This window comes from Pseudomonas sp. JV245A (genome assembly GCF_032424515.1).
Classification (GTDB): Bacteria; Pseudomonadota; Gammaproteobacteria; order Pseudomonadales; family Pseudomonadaceae; genus Aquipseudomonas; species Aquipseudomonas protegens.
Genome location: NZ_VYKE01000006.1, coordinates 57,662 through 73,205, shown reverse-complemented (window position 1 = coordinate 73,205; position 15,544 = coordinate 57,662). Strand labels below are relative to the sequence as shown.

14 protein-coding genes are annotated in these 15,544 nt (G+C 61.4%); 10 read left to right on the top strand and 4 right to left on the bottom strand.

What is annotated here, in order from left to right; translation table 11 throughout:
• The gene (locus tag F6S12_RS03335; RefSeq protein WP_161466184.1) at positions 1 to 2,109 is read right to left on the bottom strand and encodes a molybdopterin oxidoreductase family protein; all 2,109 of its coding nucleotides are present in this window, start codon (positions 2,107 to 2,109) and stop codon (positions 1 to 3) included.
• Between the two features lie 135 nt (positions 2,110 to 2,244).
• Entirely contained in the window at positions 2,245 to 2,535 is a 291-nt protein-coding gene (locus tag F6S12_RS03330; RefSeq protein ID WP_015636818.1) for a hypothetical protein, read from the bottom strand.
• Between the two features lie 415 nt (positions 2,536 to 2,950).
• On the opposite strand from F6S12_RS03330, the gene argF reads away from it, so the two are divergent.
• Complete coding sequence (gene argF, locus F6S12_RS03325; protein WP_011063117.1) at positions 2,951 to 3,871, top strand: ornithine carbamoyltransferase; 921 nt, start codon at positions 2,951 to 2,953, stop codon at positions 3,869 to 3,871.
• Positions 3,868 to 4,977 (top strand): ABC transporter ATP-binding protein, encoded by a 1,110-nt coding sequence (locus tag F6S12_RS03320; RefSeq protein WP_053153523.1) that lies wholly within the window; start codon positions 3,868 to 3,870, stop codon positions 4,975 to 4,977. Before argF ends, F6S12_RS03320 begins: the two co-directional genes overlap by 4 nt.
• A 76-nt stretch (positions 4,978 to 5,053) precedes the next feature.
• Here the strand turns inward: F6S12_RS03320 and F6S12_RS03315 are convergent, their stop codons facing one another.
• Positions 5,054 to 5,836 carry a PhzF family phenazine biosynthesis protein gene (locus F6S12_RS03315; RefSeq protein WP_123431367.1) on the bottom strand — a complete coding sequence of 261 codons (783 nt, stop codon included), beginning with the start codon at positions 5,834 to 5,836 and terminating at the stop codon, positions 5,054 to 5,056.
• A gap of 117 nt (positions 5,837 to 5,953) precedes the next feature.
• A complete protein-coding gene (gene ybaK, locus F6S12_RS03310; RefSeq protein WP_123431368.1) occupies positions 5,954 to 6,424 on the bottom strand; it encodes a Cys-tRNA(Pro) deacylase in 471 nt (156 codons plus the stop codon).
• 371 nt (positions 6,425 to 6,795) lie between these two features.
• Here ybaK and F6S12_RS03305 point away from each other — a divergent pair, with 371 nt between their 5' ends.
• The 8 genes from F6S12_RS03305 (at position 6,796) to F6S12_RS03270 (ending at position 15,510) form a co-directional block, all read left to right on the top strand.
• Positions 6,796 to 7,644 carry an MIP/aquaporin family protein gene (locus tag F6S12_RS03305; protein WP_015636822.1) on the top strand — a complete coding sequence of 283 codons (849 nt, stop codon included), beginning with the start codon at positions 6,796 to 6,798 and terminating at the stop codon, positions 7,642 to 7,644.
• Positions 7,645 to 7,720: 76 nt separating this feature from the next.
• Positions 7,721 to 9,226 (top strand): glycerol kinase GlpK, encoded by a 1,506-nt coding sequence (glpK, locus tag F6S12_RS03300; RefSeq protein ID WP_019093252.1) that lies wholly within the window; start codon positions 7,721 to 7,723, stop codon positions 9,224 to 9,226.
• A 95-nt stretch (positions 9,227 to 9,321) separates the two neighbouring features.
• Positions 9,322 to 10,077 carry a DeoR/GlpR family transcriptional regulator gene (locus F6S12_RS03295; protein ID WP_011063123.1) on the top strand — a complete coding sequence of 252 codons (756 nt, stop codon included), beginning with the start codon at positions 9,322 to 9,324 and terminating at the stop codon, positions 10,075 to 10,077.
• A gap of 275 nt (positions 10,078 to 10,352) precedes the next feature.
• Positions 10,353 to 11,891, top strand: a complete 1,539-nt coding sequence (gene glpD / locus F6S12_RS03290; RefSeq protein ID WP_015636824.1) for a glycerol-3-phosphate dehydrogenase — start codon at positions 10,353 to 10,355, stop codon at positions 11,889 to 11,891.
• Positions 11,892 to 12,255: 364 nt separating this feature from the next.
• Positions 12,256 to 13,170: a glutamate/aspartate ABC transporter substrate-binding protein gene (locus tag F6S12_RS03285; protein ID WP_011063125.1), complete on the top strand. Its 915-nt coding sequence runs from the start codon at positions 12,256 to 12,258 to the stop codon at positions 13,168 to 13,170.
• 191 nt (positions 13,171 to 13,361) lie between these two features.
• Positions 13,362 to 14,108, top strand: a complete 747-nt coding sequence (locus F6S12_RS03280) for an amino acid ABC transporter permease (protein ID WP_011063126.1) — start codon at positions 13,362 to 13,364, stop codon at positions 14,106 to 14,108.
• Positions 14,108 to 14,779, top strand: coding sequence for an amino acid ABC transporter permease (locus F6S12_RS03275; RefSeq protein WP_011063127.1), 672 nt, complete (start codon positions 14,108 to 14,110; stop codon positions 14,777 to 14,779). The genes F6S12_RS03280 and F6S12_RS03275 overlap by 1 nt, the downstream gene beginning before the upstream one ends.
• Positions 14,776 to 15,510, top strand: coding sequence for an amino acid ABC transporter ATP-binding protein (locus F6S12_RS03270; protein ID WP_011063128.1), 735 nt, complete (start codon positions 14,776 to 14,778; stop codon positions 15,508 to 15,510). Before F6S12_RS03275 ends, F6S12_RS03270 begins: the two co-directional genes overlap by 4 nt.
• Positions 15,511 to 15,544 lie beyond the last annotated feature (34 nt).

Below are 15,544 nucleotides of genomic sequence, written 5' to 3'. Positions count from 1 at the left end.
TCAGGCCGCCTGCACCCTGACCGGCACCCCGTTCAACGCCGCATTTCCCGACAGCACATCGAGCTGGCGCTCGTCGGTCAGGTCATTAGCGCTGCAACCCGGCTGCTCCGTGGCTATGTTCATCTGCACGCCCGGACGCCCATGCCCCCAGCCATGGGGCAGGCTCACCACCCCCGGCATCATCTCGGCGCTGGCCAGCACTTCGACTTCCACCGCGCCGACCCGTGAACTGATGCGTACCCGTTGACCGTCCTGCAAACCCCGGTGAGCCAGATCCTGCGGATGCATCAGCAGTTGGTGACGAGGCTTGCCCTTCACCAGGCGGTGATAGTTGTGCATCCAGGAGTTGTTACTGCGCACATGCCTGCGGCCGATCAACAACAATTCCCCCTCCTGCGGCGCCTCCAGGGCAGCAAAGCGCTCCAGGTCGGCCATGATCGCCGGCGGCGCAGCCTGGACCCGCAGGTTTTCGGTTTTCAGGCGCCCGGCCAGATTCGGCTGCAGCGGCCCCAGATCGATGCCATGGGGATGCTCGGCCAGCGTCGCCAATGACAGCTTGAACGGCGAGGCGTCGCCATAAGGCCCGGCACGCAGCCCCATATCAATCATTTGCGCCGGCGCGATGGTCGGCTTGAGCGAGCTTTCGGTGCGCTCGGCAAAGGCCTTGGCCAGGCCGACGAAGATCTCCCAGTCGTGCAGTGCACCTTCGGGCTTGGGCAGGATCGCCCGGTTGAAACGGCTGACATTGCGCACCGCGAACAGATTGAACGTGGTGTCGTAGTGATCATTTTCCAGGGCCGAGGTGGACGGCAGGATCAAGTCGGCATAGCGGGTGGTTTCGTTGATGTACAGGTCGATGCTGAGCATGAACTCCAAGCCATCCAGCGCCTGCTCCAGCTGCCGGCCATTGGGCGTGGACAGCACCGGGTTGCCCGCCACCGTGATCAGCGCCCGTACCTGCCCCTCCCCTTCGGTGAGCATCTCTTCTGCCAGGGCCGACACCGGCAACTCGCCGCCGTATTCCGGAAGCCCGGAAACCCGGCTCTGCCAGGCATTGAAGTGGCCGCCCGAAGTCGCCGCTACCAGATCCACCGCGGGGCTGGTACACAAGGCGCCACCCACGCGGTCGAGGTTACCGGTGACCAGGTTGAGCAATTGCAGTAACCAATGGCACAGCGTGCCGAAGGCCTGGGTCGAGACGCCCATGCGCCCGTAGCAGACCGCTCTGTCGGCCGAGGCGAAATCCCTGGCCAGTTGGCGGATCTGTGGCGCCGCAATGGCGCACAGGGGGCTCATCGCCTCCGCCGTGAACCGGGATATGGCCTGGCGCACCTCGGCCAGCCCATCCACCTGCAAGTGACTGTCGCGGGTCGGCCCCTCTTCGAAGATGCTGTTGAGCAGGCCAAACAGCAGCGCGACATCGCCCCCCGGGCGGACAAACAGATGCTGGTCGGCCATGGCCGCGGTTTCGCTGCGCCGCGGATCGACCACCACTACCTTGCCGCCACGGGCCTGGATCGCTTTCAGGCGCTTTTCCACATCCGGAACGGTCATGATGCTGCCGTTGGACGCCAGGGGATTGCCGCCAAGAATCAACATGAAATCGGTGTGATCGATATCCGGAATCGGCAACAGCAAGCCGTGGCCATACATCAGGTAGCTGGTCAGGTGCTGAGGCAATTGGTCGACCGAGGTAGCCGAGAAGCGATTGCGCGTCTTGAGCTGGCCGAGAAAGTAGTTGCTGTGGGTCATCAGCCCATAGTTGTGCACGCTGGGATTGCCCTGGTAGGTCGCCACCGCGTTGTTGCCATGACGCTGCTGAATACTCGCCAGCCGCTCGGCCACCAGGGCAAAGGCCTCGTCCCATTCGATCGGTTGCCACTCATTGCCAACCCGGCGCACCGGCTGGCGCAGGCGGTCCGGGTCATTCTGGATATCTTGCAAGGCCACGGCCTTGGGGCAGATATGACCGCGGCTGAAACTGTCCTGAAGATCGCCCTTGATCGAGCTGATGCGCGGAGCACTGCCGTCTTCTTCAGTGATTTCCAGGGTCAGGCCACAGATGGCCTCACACAGGTGGCAGGCACGGTGATGGAGAGTCTTGGTCATGGCCAGTCTCTATTGTTTGAGAGCGCAGCGTATTCGCTTGCCGGAAGCAAAAACTATGGGCGCTCCCCTGACAGGACACCAGTGACGTTCGTCCCATGAATTCACGGCCATCAGCCCCGGCCATGATCGGCGCCTTCAGTTGGAGGGCAACCGTGGCGGCCCATCCGCTGAGACGTGGGTGGTTGCATCCACAGCCTCCCGCTCTCCATAGCCACCCGAGAGTTGTGCGAGCAATCGCCAATGCTCGTCCAGGCCTGCACTGAGGCTCATCATCCGGTCGATCATCTTGCGCGCGGCCGCTCGGGTCACCGGATCTTCACTGCGCAGCAGCTCGAAGGAAAACGCCGTCACCGAAGCTGTCATGTCGGTGAGTGCCCGGGCCGTGAGCCCCAAGAGCGTCATCAGTTGTTGCTCCCTGGATTCCATCGTTCACCCGTCCCTGCCACTGATTCGCCTTTATAACCTCAGCACTTTGCATTAGGAAATGTTTCAGGCTGCCAGCCCGCGGATTATCCGGGACGCAGCCCCCGCCCTCCAGGTCAGAAAACGACTGCATGGGCATCACCTGCGCCGCGCTCGATTGCCAAGGCGCGCCGGGGCAGTGTACAAATGCCCGGCTGCTGTCTGGAAACTGGTCTCAAAAGTGCCAGCGCATTCGCGTCCTGGCCTCTCATGCCCATAATCGCCGTAGCACTACTATTGGTAAGACGCGACATTTAATTATAAGATCGCGCCTTCCCCTATTTCGTCGCCCCGTGCGGCTTTCGCCGCAGGTCCAGCCCGTTGTTCGACTAAACAAGGCTTTGAGAATCTGCGGTCCGTTGCAAAAAGGTAGTTAATGATGAGCGCAAGGCACTTTCTCTCCCTGATGGATTGCACGCCCGAAGAGCTGGTCAGTGTGATTCGTCGAGGCATCGAGCTGAAGGACCTGCGTAACCGCGGCGTACTCTTCGAGCCCTTGAAAAATCGTGTGCTTGGCATGATTTTCGAGAAGTCGTCGACCCGAACCCGACTGTCCTTCGAAGCCGGCATGATCCAACTGGGCGGCCAGGCCATCTTCCTTTCGCCACGGGACACTCAACTGGGGCGCGGCGAGCCCATCGGCGACTGCGCCATCGTCATGTCGCGCATGCTCGATGCCGTGATGATCCGCACCTTTGCCCACAGCACCCTGACCGAGTTTGCGGCCAACTCCCGCGTACCGGTGATCAACGGCCTGTCCGATGACCTGCACCCCTGCCAACTGCTGGCTGACATGCAGACGTTCCTCGAGCATCGCGGCTCGATCCAGGGCAAGACCGTGGCCTGGATCGGCGACGGCAACAACATGTGCAACAGCTATATAGAAGCGGCCATCCAGTTCGACTTCCAACTGCGCATCGCCTGCCCTGAAGGCTACGAGCCGAACGCAGACTTCGTCGCTCAGGCCGGCGAGCGCGTGACCATCGTCCGCGACCCTCGCGAAGCCGTGCGTGGCGCCCACCTGGTGAGCACCGATGTCTGGACCTCCATGGGCCAGGAAGAGGAGACCGCCAAGCGCCTGCAACTGTTCGCTCCCTTCCAGGTCAACCGTGCACTGCTGGACCTGGCCGCCGAGGACGTTCTGTTCATGCATTGCCTGCCCGCCCACCGCGGTGAAGAAATCAGCCTCGACCTGCTGGACGACCCGCGTTCGGTGGCCTGGGACCAGGCGGAAAACCGCCTCCACGCACAAAAGGCCCTGCTCGAATTCCTCGTCGAGCCGGCGTACCACCACGCATGAGCCAGCCCTTGCTACTGAACCTGCGCAACCTCGCTTGCGGCTACCAGGACCAACGCGTGGTGCAGAACCTCAACCTGCACCTCAATGCCGGGGATATCGGCTGCCTGCTGGGCTCATCCGGCTGCGGCAAGACCACCACCCTGCGCGCCATCGCCGGGTTCGAGCCGGTGCATGAGGGGGAAATCCAGCTGGCGGGCGAGACCATCTCCAGCGCTGGTTTCACCCTGGCGCCGGAGAAACGCCGGATCGGCATGGTGTTCCAGGACTACGCCCTGTTCCCGCACCTGAGCGTGGCCGACAACATTGCCTTCGGCATTCGCAAACACCCGCAGAAAGAGCGGGTGGTGGCCGAACTGCTGGAGCTGGTGAACCTGAAGAACCTCGGCCAGCGCTTCCCCCACGAACTGTCCGGTGGCCAGCAACAACGGGTGGCCCTGGCTCGTGCCCTGGCTCCCGAACCACAACTGCTGCTGCTCGACGAGCCCTTCTCCAACCTCGACGGCGAACTGCGACGCAAGCTCAGCCACGAGGTGCGTGACATCCTCAAGGCCCGTGGCACCAGTGCGATCCTGGTTACTCACGACCAGGAAGAAGCCTTTGCCGTGAGCGATCAGGTAGGGGTATTCAAGGAAGGCCGCCTGGAACAGTGGGACACACCGTACAACCTCTACCACGAACCCCAGACGCCCTTCGTCGCCAGCTTCATCGGTCAGGGCTACTTCATTCGCGGCCAGTTGAGCAGCCCGGAATCGGTACAGACCGAACTCGGCTTGCTGCAGGGCAACCGTGCCTACACCTGGCCAACCGGCGGTGCGGTGGATGTGCTGTTGCGTCCGGACGACATCGTCCACGCCCCCGACAGCGCCTTGAAAGCCCGCGTCGTGGGCAAGACGTTCCTCGGCGCCTCGACCCTGTATCGCCTGCAACTGCCCACCGGCAGCCAGCTGGAATCGATCTTCCCGAGCCACGCCGATCATCAGGTCGGCGCCGATGTGGGTATCCGGGTCGCGGCGGAACACCTGGTGCTGTTCCAGGCCTCGGGCAGTACCGCAGCGCAGATCCCGCAAAGCGACTCAGGGGTGCGCCGTTACAGCAGCGCGCATTGAGCCGTCTTCGCTGGCAAGCCAGCTCCTACGACAGCCCACTGTAGGAGCCGGCTTGCCGGCGAAACACCCAGCACAGTCATGGCAGATGCAACTGCCCACTGGCAATCAGCCGGGCATGCCCACCGATCTTCACCCGCTCACCTTCCAGACGACAAAACAATGCGCCACCTCGGGCAGAGCACTGGTAGGCGCTCAACTGCGGCTTATCCAACCGCTGCGCCCAGTAAGGCGCCAGGCAGCAATGGGTGGATCCGGTCACCGGGTCCTCATCGATACCGATGGCGGGGGCAAAATAGCGCGAGACAAAGTCGTGCTGCTCCCCACGCGCAGTCACGATCACCCCGGGCCAGGGCAGTTTCGCCAGCGCCGTCATATCCGGCCGGCACTCACGCACCGCCTGCTCCGACTCCAGCACGGCCAATAGCTCGTTGGCCCCCAGCAATTCGACGACCTCAACCCCCAGCGCTTGTGCCACCGCCTCCCGCCCTGCCTGGCTGCTCGGGCTGCGCAGCGGGAAATCCAGCCACAACAGGCCCTCTTCACGGGTGACACTCAGGGGTCCGGACTGGCTGAGAAAGTCGATACGCTGCGCGGTCTGGCCATGAACCTCGAACAACACATAGGCAGTGGCCAAGGTTGCATGCCCGCACAACGGCACTTCAGTCACCGGGGTGAACCAGCGAATCCGCCAGCCCTGGGCCTCACGCACCACAAAAGCGGTTTCTGCCAGATTGTGCTCGGCGGCAATCTGCTGCATCAGCCTGTCATCGAGCCAGGACTCAAGCCGGTAAACCATGGCCGGATTACCCGCGAACGGGCGCTCGCTGAACGCATCGACCTGATGAAACTCAAGCTGCATATCCCTTCTCCGTGAATAACTGGCCACCAGCATGGGCCCTGGCCCCCAACGGGCGACAGACACAGAAGTCGGGATTTTCCTGCATACAGCAGCGGCCCTGGCCGCAGCCGTTGCGACTCAAAGACGACCGATATCAGCGAACCTGGCCTGGGTATGCTCGGCCAGCACCGCCGGCGCCAGCTCGACTTCCAGGCCACGGCGCCCGGCGCTGACAAAGATGCTGGCGAACGGCTGCGCACTGTTATCGATAAAGGTCCGCAGGCGCTTCTTCTGCCCCAGCGGGCTGATGCCTCCCAGCAGGTACCCCGTGGCGCGCTGGGCGGCAGCCGGGTCGGCCATTTCAGCCTTCTTCACGCCCGCTGCGTGGGCCAGGGCCTTCAGGTCAAGACTTCCGACGACCGGCACCACCGCCACCAGCAGCTCACCCTTTTCACTGCTGGCAAGCAAGGTCTTGAACACCTGCGCTGGATCAAGATCAAGTTTCTCCGCGGCCTCCAGGCCATAGGAGGCGGCCTTGGGGTCATGTTCGTAACTGTGGATGCGATGTTCGGCGCGAACTTTTTTCAGCAGGTCCAGTGCAGGGGTCATGGCAGCTCCAGGCGAGGAATGAAAAGGCAAAACCAAGCGCGCGAATTTTAGGTCATTCACCAGCAAAAGGCTCTATTCCAAGCCTTGATAACCGGCCCGTGTGCCTACGAAAGCAACCATGCCTGTCGTTCCCGCGACTATGCCCCGGAATCATTCATTTGATTGATATCTATAAAATGACCATCCGTTCACTTTCGACCTTTGACAGCGGTGTTTCTTGTCTATATTTTTTCGTTTCTGAATATCATGCGGTAGATCCAAGGTTGTACCCAGTAGCAAGGCGAGGTCGGAATGGGGATTCCGCCTTCGTTTAAAGTCGCGCTCCATGCCTTTTGCAGCAGCGCCAGACAACAACAAAAATCGAGGTTCACATGACAACTGCTCTGCAACAACCGTCGCTATCGGGCCAATGCATCGCCGAGTTTCTGGGTACTGCGCTGTTGATCTTCTTCGGCACCGGCTGTGTCGCCGCGCTCAAGGTCGCGGGGGCCAGCTTCGGCCTATGGGAAATCAGCATCATCTGGGGGATCGGCGTGAGCATGGCGATCTACCTGACCGCCGGAGTTTCCGGCGCGCACCTGAACCCGGCCGTGAGCATCGCCCTGTGCCTGTTCGCCGATTTTGAGAAGCGCAAACTGCCGTTCTACATCCTCGCCCAGATCGCTGGCGCCTTCTGCGCGGCGCTTTTGGTTTACACGCTGTACAGCAACCTGTTCTTCGATTTCGAACAAACCCACCAGATGGTCCGTGGCTCCCAGGCCAGCCTGGAACTGGCCTCGGTGTTCTCCACCTTCCCCAACCCGGCGCTGTCCACTGCCCAGGCGTTCCTAGTGGAGCTGGTGATCACCGCCATCCTGATGGGAGTGATCATGTCCCTGACCGATGACAACAATGGCTTGCCGCGCGGCCCGATGGCTCCGCTGCTGATCGGCCTGCTGATTGCCGTGATCGGCAGTGCCATGGGCCCGCTGACCGGGTTTGCGATGAACCCAGCGCGGGACTTCGGGCCTAAACTGATGACGTTCGTGACCGGCTGGGGTGAAATTTCCTTCACCGGCGGCCGTGATATTCCGTATTTCCTGGTGCCAATCTTCGCTCCGATCCTCGGCGCCTGCCTGGGTGCTGCAGCCTATCGCGGCTTGATTGCCCGCCATTTGCCCAGCGCTGCTGTCGCCCCGGAGGCCGAACAGGTCACCGAAGGCAAAGTCAAAGCTTCCTGAATCCAGTGGCGCGTGATCCTGCCCAAATCGATCGCGCGCCTGTTCTCACTCCCTTATTTCGTCCAAGGCAATCGACATGACCGACATTCAGAATAAGAACTACATCATTGCCCTCGATCAGGGTACGACCAGTTCCCGGGCGATCATTTTCGATCGCGACGCCAACGTGGTCTGCACCGCCCAGCGCGAATTCGCCCAGCATTACCCTCAGGCCGGCTGGGTCGAACATGACCCGATGGAAATCTTCGCCACCCAGAGCGCGGTGATGGTCGAGGCCCTGGCACAAGCCGGCCTGCATCACGACCAGGTGGCCGCCATCGGTATCACCAACCAGCGTGAAACCACTGTGGTCTGGGACAAGAACACCGGCCGGCCGATCTACAACGCCATCGTCTGGCAGTGCCGCCGCAGCACCGAGATCTGCCAGCAGCTCAAGCGCGACGGCCTGGAAGACTACATCCGCGAAACCACCGGCCTGGTGACCGACCCCTACTTCTCCGGCACCAAGCTCAAGTGGATCCTCGACAACGTCGAAGGCAGCCGCGAGCGTGCGCGCAACGGCGAGCTGCTGTTCGGCACCATCGACAGCTGGCTGATCTGGAAATTCACCGGCGGCAAGACCCACGTCACCGACTACACCAACGCCTCGCGCACCATGCTCTTCAACATCCACACCCTGGAGTGGGACGCGAAGATGCTGGAGGTGCTGGACATCCCGCGGGAAATGCTCCCGGAAGTGAAGTCCTCGTCGGAAATATATGGCCGCACCAAGAGCGGCATCGCCATCGGCGGTATCGCCGGCGACCAGCAGGCCGCGCTGTTCGGCCAGATGTGCGTCGAGCCGGGCCAGGCCAAGAACACCTATGGCACCGGCTGCTTCCTGCTGATGAACACCGGCGACAAGGCGGTTAAATCCCAGCACGGCATGCTCACCACTATCGCCTGCGGCCCCCGTGGCGAAGTGGCCTACGCCCTGGAAGGTGCAGTATTCAACGGCGGTTCCACCGTGCAGTGGCTGCGTGATGAACTGAAGATCATCAACGACGCCCACGACACCGAATACTTCGCCGGCAAGGTCAAGGACAGCAACGGCGTGTATCTGGTGCCGGCCTTCACCGGCCTGGGTGCTCCCTACTGGGACCCCTATGCCCGTGGCGCGCTGTTCGGCCTGACCCGCGGCGTGCGCGTGGACCACATCATCCGTGCCGCCCTGGAGTCCATCGCCTACCAGACCCGCGACGTGCTCGACGCCATGCAGCAGGACTCCGGCGAACGCCTCAAAGCCCTGCGGGTGGACGGCGGCGCCGTGGCCAACAACTTCCTCATGCAGTTCCAGGCCGACATCCTCGGCACCCAGGTGGAACGCCCGCAAATGCGTGAAACCACCGCCCTGGGCGCTGCCTACCTGGCCGGCCTGGCCTGCGGTTTCTGGGGCAGCCTGGAAGAACTGCGGGGCAAGGCGGTGATCGAGCGCGAGTTCGAACCACAACTGGCGGAAGCGGAAAAAGAAGGCCTGTACGCAGGCTGGAAGAAGGCCGTCAGCCGCACCCGCGACTGGGAACCCCACGACGAGGCCAAATAAGCCAAGCCGTGGATTGGTAACCGCTTGTAACTGGTAGGGAGGGGATTCCTGCGGCATCATGGGCAAATTTTGCACGGCAGCCCAAAGGAAGCCCCATGAATCTGCCTCCCCGTCAGCAGCAAATCCTCGATCTGGTTCGCGAACGCGGCTACGTCAGCATCGAGGAATTGGCCCAGCTGTTCGTCGTAACCCCGCAAACCATCCGCCGCGATATCAACCAGCTGGCGGAAGCCAATCTGCTGCGCCGCTACCACGGTGGCGCAGCCTATGACTCCAGCGTAGAAAACACCGCCTACGCCATGCGCGCCGACCAGATGCGCGACGAAAAGCAGCGCATCGGCGAAGCCGTTGCCGCGCAGATCCCCGATCACGCCTCGCTGTTCATCAATATCGGCACCACCACCGAATCCATCGCCCGGGCCCTGCTCAATCACAGCCACCTGAAGATCATCACCAACAACCTGCACGTGGCCTCGATGCTCAGCGCCAAGGATGATTTCGACGTACTGCTCACCGGCGGCAATGTGCGCCGTGACGGCGGCGTGGTAGGCCAGGCCAGTGTCGACTTCATCAACCAGTTCAAGGTCGACTTCGCCCTGGTGGGCATCAGTGGCATCGACGAGGACGGCAGCCTGCTGGACTTCGACTACCAGGAAGTGCGGGTATCCCAGGCGATCATCGCCAATGCCCGGCAGGTGATCCTGGCTGCCGACTCCAGCAAGTTCGGGCGCAACGCCATGATCCGCCTGGGGCCCATCAGCCTGATCGATTGCCTGGTCACCGACCAGCAACCGGTACCGGCCCTGACCCAACTGCTCAACCAGCACAAGATCCGCCTCGAAGTGGTCTGACTGCTCTCCCTCCTGCGGATCCGGCCGCGCTCGAACGACGAGCCTCGACGCTTCATCGCTTTCGAAATCGCCGCGGCCGATCCCGCCATCCAGCCCAAGGCAACAGCAGCGGCTACAGTTACCCGTCGACAATGTTCGAAAACTTTCCTTTAGCGCTGCTTCGATCAGTTTTTTCAATCGAAGCACGCTGGATGCGTGCATCTTTATGCGCTAGTATTTTCGAAAATGAACATTAATGTTCGAATTCAAATATCAAAGTAACACGAGGCCTGTCGATGCCCACTTCTACCTTGCCCGCGCGCCCTCTTTCCGAGGTTTACGATATCGCCGTCATTGGCGGTGGGATCAATGGTGTTGGAATTGCCGCCGATGCGGCAGGTCGCGGCCTGTCCGTGTTCCTTTGCGAAAAGGACGACCTGGCCAGCCATACCTCCTCGGCCAGCAGCAAGCTGATCCACGGCGGCCTGCGCTACCTCGAACATTACGAGTTCCGCCTGGTGCGCGAAGCCCTGGCCGAACGCGAAGTGCTGCTGGCCAAGGCCCCGCATATCGTCAAGCCCATGCGTTTCGTCCTGCCGCACCGGCCGCACCTGCGCCCGGCCTGGATGATTCGCGCCGGCCTGTTCCTGTATGACCACCTGGGCAAGCGGGAAAAACTCGCCGGCTCGCGCAGCCTGAAGTTCGGTGCCGACAGCGCCCTGAAAGCCGAAATCACCAAGGGCTTCGAATACTCCGATTGCTGGGTCGACGATGCGCGCCTGGTGGTGCTCAATGCCATGGCCGCCCGCGAACACGGCGCCCACGTTCATACCCAGACCCGCTGCATCAGCGCCCGCCGCAGCAAGGGCCTGTGGCAACTGGAGCTGGAGCGCGCCGATGGCAGCCTGTTCTCCATCAGCGCCAAGGCCCTGGTGAACGCCGCGGGCCCCTGGGTCGCCAAGTTCATCAAGGACGACCTCAAGCTGGAGTCGCCGTACGGTATCCGCCTGATCCAGGGCAGCCACCTGATCGTGCCCAAGCTGTACGAGGGCGAGCACGCGCACATCCTGCAGAACGAAGACCAGCGCATAGTCTTCACCATTCCCTACCTCAACCAGTTCACCCTGATCGGTACCACCGACCGCGAATACACCGGTGACCCGGCCAAGGTGGCGATCACTGAAGGTGAAACCGATTACCTGCTGCAAGTGGTCAATGCGCACTTCAAGAAACAGCTGAGCCGCAGCGATATCCTGCACAGCTATTCCGGCGTTCGCCCGCTGTGCAATGACGAATCCGACAACCCTTCGGCCGTGACCCGCGACTACACCCTGGCCCTTTCCGGCCATGGCGAGGAAGCCCCCCTGCTGTCGGTGTTCGGCGGCAAGCTGACCACCTACCGCAAACTCGCGGAATCGGCGATGGCGCAGCTGGCGCCGTACTTCAAGCAGGCCAAGCCGAGCTGGACAGCCCAGGCCACCCTGCCCGGTGGCGAGAACATGAGCACGCCACAGGCACTGGCAGAAGCCATCCGCAAGAAGTTCGACTGGGTACCCAGCCAGATCGCCCAGCGCTGGGCCACCAGCTACGGCAGCCGTACCTGGCGCCTGCTGGAAGGCGTGCACAGCCTCAGCGACCTGGGCGAACACCTGGGCGGCGGCCTCTATACCCGCGAAGTGGATTACCTGTGCAGCGAGGAATGGGCAGTGAAAGCCCAGGACATTCTCTGGCGCCGGAGCAAGCTCGGGCTGTTCACCACCGAGGCGCAGCAGCAGCAACTGCAGGATTATCTGCAGAAAGTCGAACACAATCGCGGCAAGATCAAGGCTGCCTGAGCCACATAGGCAAGCAAAGCCCCTGCACCGGAAGGTCCAGGGGCTTTTTTGTGGGCCCGCAGGATTGAACGTTTCGCCGGCAAGCCGGCTCCTACAATGGCAGGGGCACGTTCGGTTTTCCGAATGGCGAAGCCGCAGGGGTTCGGATAACCGGATACAGCCGCTGAAATCCCCAGGTCATAAATATTCTATAGGCTTGAAAATCAAGGGTTTGACGATGATCAATGGGTCTGGCACGACTCATGCTCTACACTGTGCGACGAATGCCTGTCGTGCCAACACAACAGGAGCCGTCAAGGCATTCGCTGTATAAAAGAGCCGTCGAACTGGCTTCATAAAAAAAACAAATGTCGAGGAAATATTGATGCGCATCGTTCCCCATCTGTTGGGCGCAGCTATCGCTGCCGCTCTGATTAGCACTCCAGTTTTCGCTGCCGAGCTCACCGGCACACTGAAGAAAATCAAAGAGTCCGGCACCATCACCCTCGGACATCGCGACGCTTCCATTCCGTTTTCCTACATCGCTGACGCTTCCGGCGTGCCAGTGGGTTACTCCCACGACATCCAGCTGAAAATCGTCGAAGCGATCAAGAAAGACCTCGACATGCCTGACCTGAAGGTCAAGTACAACCTGGTCACCTCCCAGACCCGCATCCCGCTGGTGCAGAACGGCACCGTGGACGTCGAGTGCGGCTCCACCACCAACAACGTCGAGCGTCAGCAACAAGTCGACTTCTCCGTTGGCATCTTCGAGATCGGCACCCGTCTGCTGTCCAAGAAGGACTCTTCCTACAAGGACTTCGCGGACCTGAAAGGCAAGAACGTGGTAACCACAGCCGGTACCACTTCCGAGCGCATCCTCAAGGCCATGAACGCCGACAAGCAGATGGGCATGAACGTGATCTCCGCCAAGGACCACGGTGAGTCGTTCCAGATGCTGGAATCGGGCCGCGCCGTAGCCTTCATGATGGACGACGCACTGCTGGCCGGTGAAATGGCCAAGGCCAAGAAACCGACCGACTGGGCCGTGACCGGTACCCCTCAGTCCTACGAAATCTACGGCTGCATGGTGCGCAAGGGCGATGCCCCGTTCAAGAAAGCCGTGGATGACGCCATCGTCGCCACCTACAAATCGGGCGAAATCAACAAGATCTACGACAAGTGGTTCCAGTCGCCGATCCCGCCAAAAGGCCTGAACCTGATGTTCCCGATGAGCGATGAGCTCAAGGCCTTGATCGCCAACCCGACCGACAAAGCGGCTGACGACAAAAAGTCCTGATTCCTGACTAACCTTATCTCCTGAAGGGGCCCTGCCCTTTCAGGAGTCTGTCACTACCTGCTGGCATTTTTTGGAAACACTCGAACCGGTGGTTGTCGAGCCGATCGTGTGTGCCTGATCGTCATGATCAGGCGGGAACGGACGTCCCCAGGCGGGTGCTTGTACATCGAACGATCTGAGGGGTAACCCTAATGAATTACAACTGGGACTGGGGCGTGTTCTTCAAGTCCACCGGTGTGGGCAGCGAGACCTATCTCGACTGGTTCATCTCCGGCCTGGGCTGGACCATCGCCATCGCCGTGGTGGCCTGGATCATCGCGCTGCTGCTGGGCTCGATCCTGGGCGTCATGCGCACCGTGCCGAACCGCCTGGTGTCGGGCATCGCCACCGTGTACGTGGAGATCTTCCGCAACGTGCCGCTGCTGGTGCAGCTGTTCATCTGGTACTTCCTGGTGCCGGACCTGCTGCCGGAGAACCTCCAGGAGTGGTACAAGCAGGACCTCAACCCGACCACCTCGGCCTACCTGAGCGTTGTCGTGTGCCTGGGCCTGTTCACCGCCGCACGGGTTTGCGAACAGGTACGTACCGGTATCCAGGCCCTGCCCCGTGGCCAGGAATCCGCCGCACGCGCCATGGGCTTCTCGCTGCCGCAGATCTACTGGAACGTGCTGCTGCCCCAGGCCTACCGGATCATCATTCCGCCGCTCACCTCGGAATTCCTCAACGTATTCAAGAACTCCTCCGTGGCGTCGCTGATCGGCTTGATGGAATTGCTGGCCCAGACCAAGCAGACCGCCGAGTTCTCGGCCAACCTGTTCGAAGCCTTCACCCTGGCTACCCTGATCTACTTCACCCTGAACATGAGCCTGATGCTGCTGATGCGCCTGGTGGAGAAGAAAGTTTCGGTCCCCGGCCTGATCTCCGTGGGAGGTAAATAATGGAATTCGACTTCTCGGGCATCATCCCGGCCATTCCCGGCCTGTGGAACGGCATGCTGATGACCCTCAAGCTGATGGTCATGGGTGTGGTCGGCGGGATCATCCTCGGTACCTTGCTGGCCTTGATGCGCTTGTCTCACAACAAGCTGCTGTCGAACCTGGCGGGCGCCTACGTCAACTACTTCCGCTCGATCCCGCTGCTGCTGGTGATCACCTGGTTCTACCTGGCGGTGCCTTTCGTGCTGCGCTGGATCACCGGCGAAGACACCCCGATCGGCGCATTCACCTCGTGCATCGTGGCCTTCATGATGTTCGAAGCGGCGTACTTCTGCGAAATCGTCCGTGCCGGCGTGCAGTCGATCCCCAAGGGCCAGATGGGCGCCGCCCAGGCACTGGGCATGAGCTATGGCCAGACCATGCGCCTGATCATCCTGCCCCAGGCGTTCCGCAAGATGACCCCGCTGCTGCTGCAGCAGAGCATCATCCTGTTCCAGGACACCTCCCTGGTGTACACCGTGGGCCTGGTGGATTTCCTCAACGCCTCGCGGTCCAGCGGCGACATCATCGGCCGCTCCAATGAATTCCTGATCATCGCTGGTCTGGTCTATTTCACAATCAGCTTTGCCGCCTCGCTGCTGGTCAAGCGTCTGCAAAAAAGGTTCGCCGTATGATCTCTATCAAGAACATCAACAAGTGGTATGGGGACTTCCAGGTGCTGACCGATTGCAGCACCGAGGTCAAGAAAGGTGAAGTGGTGGTGGTCTGCGGGCCGTCCGGCTCCGGCAAGTCGACCCTGATCAAGTGCGTCAACGCCCTGGAACCCTTCCAGAAAGGCGACATCGTGGTGGACGGCACTTCCATCGCCGACCCCAAGACCAACCTGCCGAAACTGCGTTCCCGCGTGGGCATGGTGTTCCAGCATTTCGAGCTGTTCCCGCACCTGACCATCACCGAGAACCTGACCATCGCGCAGATCAAGGTGCTGGGCCGCAGCAAGGAAGAGGCCACCAAGAAAGGCCTGCAACTGCTGGACCGCGTCGGCCTCGCCGCCCACGCCCACAAGCACCCGGGGCAACTCTCCGGTGGCCAGCAACAACGTGTGGCCATCGCCCGCGCCCTGGCCATGGACCCGATCGTCATGCTGTTCGACGAACCGACCTCGGCCCTGGACCCGGAAATGGTCAACGAAGTGCTGGACGTCATGGTGCAACTGGCCCATGAAGGCATGACCATGATGTGCGTGACCCACGAAATGGGCTTTGCCCGCAAAGTGGCGAACCGGGTGATCTTCATGGACAAGGGCCAGATCATCGAGGACTGCCAGAAAGAAGAGTTCTTCGGCGATATCAGCGCCCGTTCCGAACGTGCGCAGCACTTCCTCGAGAAGATCCTGCAGCACTAAAACCCGCGTTCCTGTAGGCGCCGGCTTGCCTGCG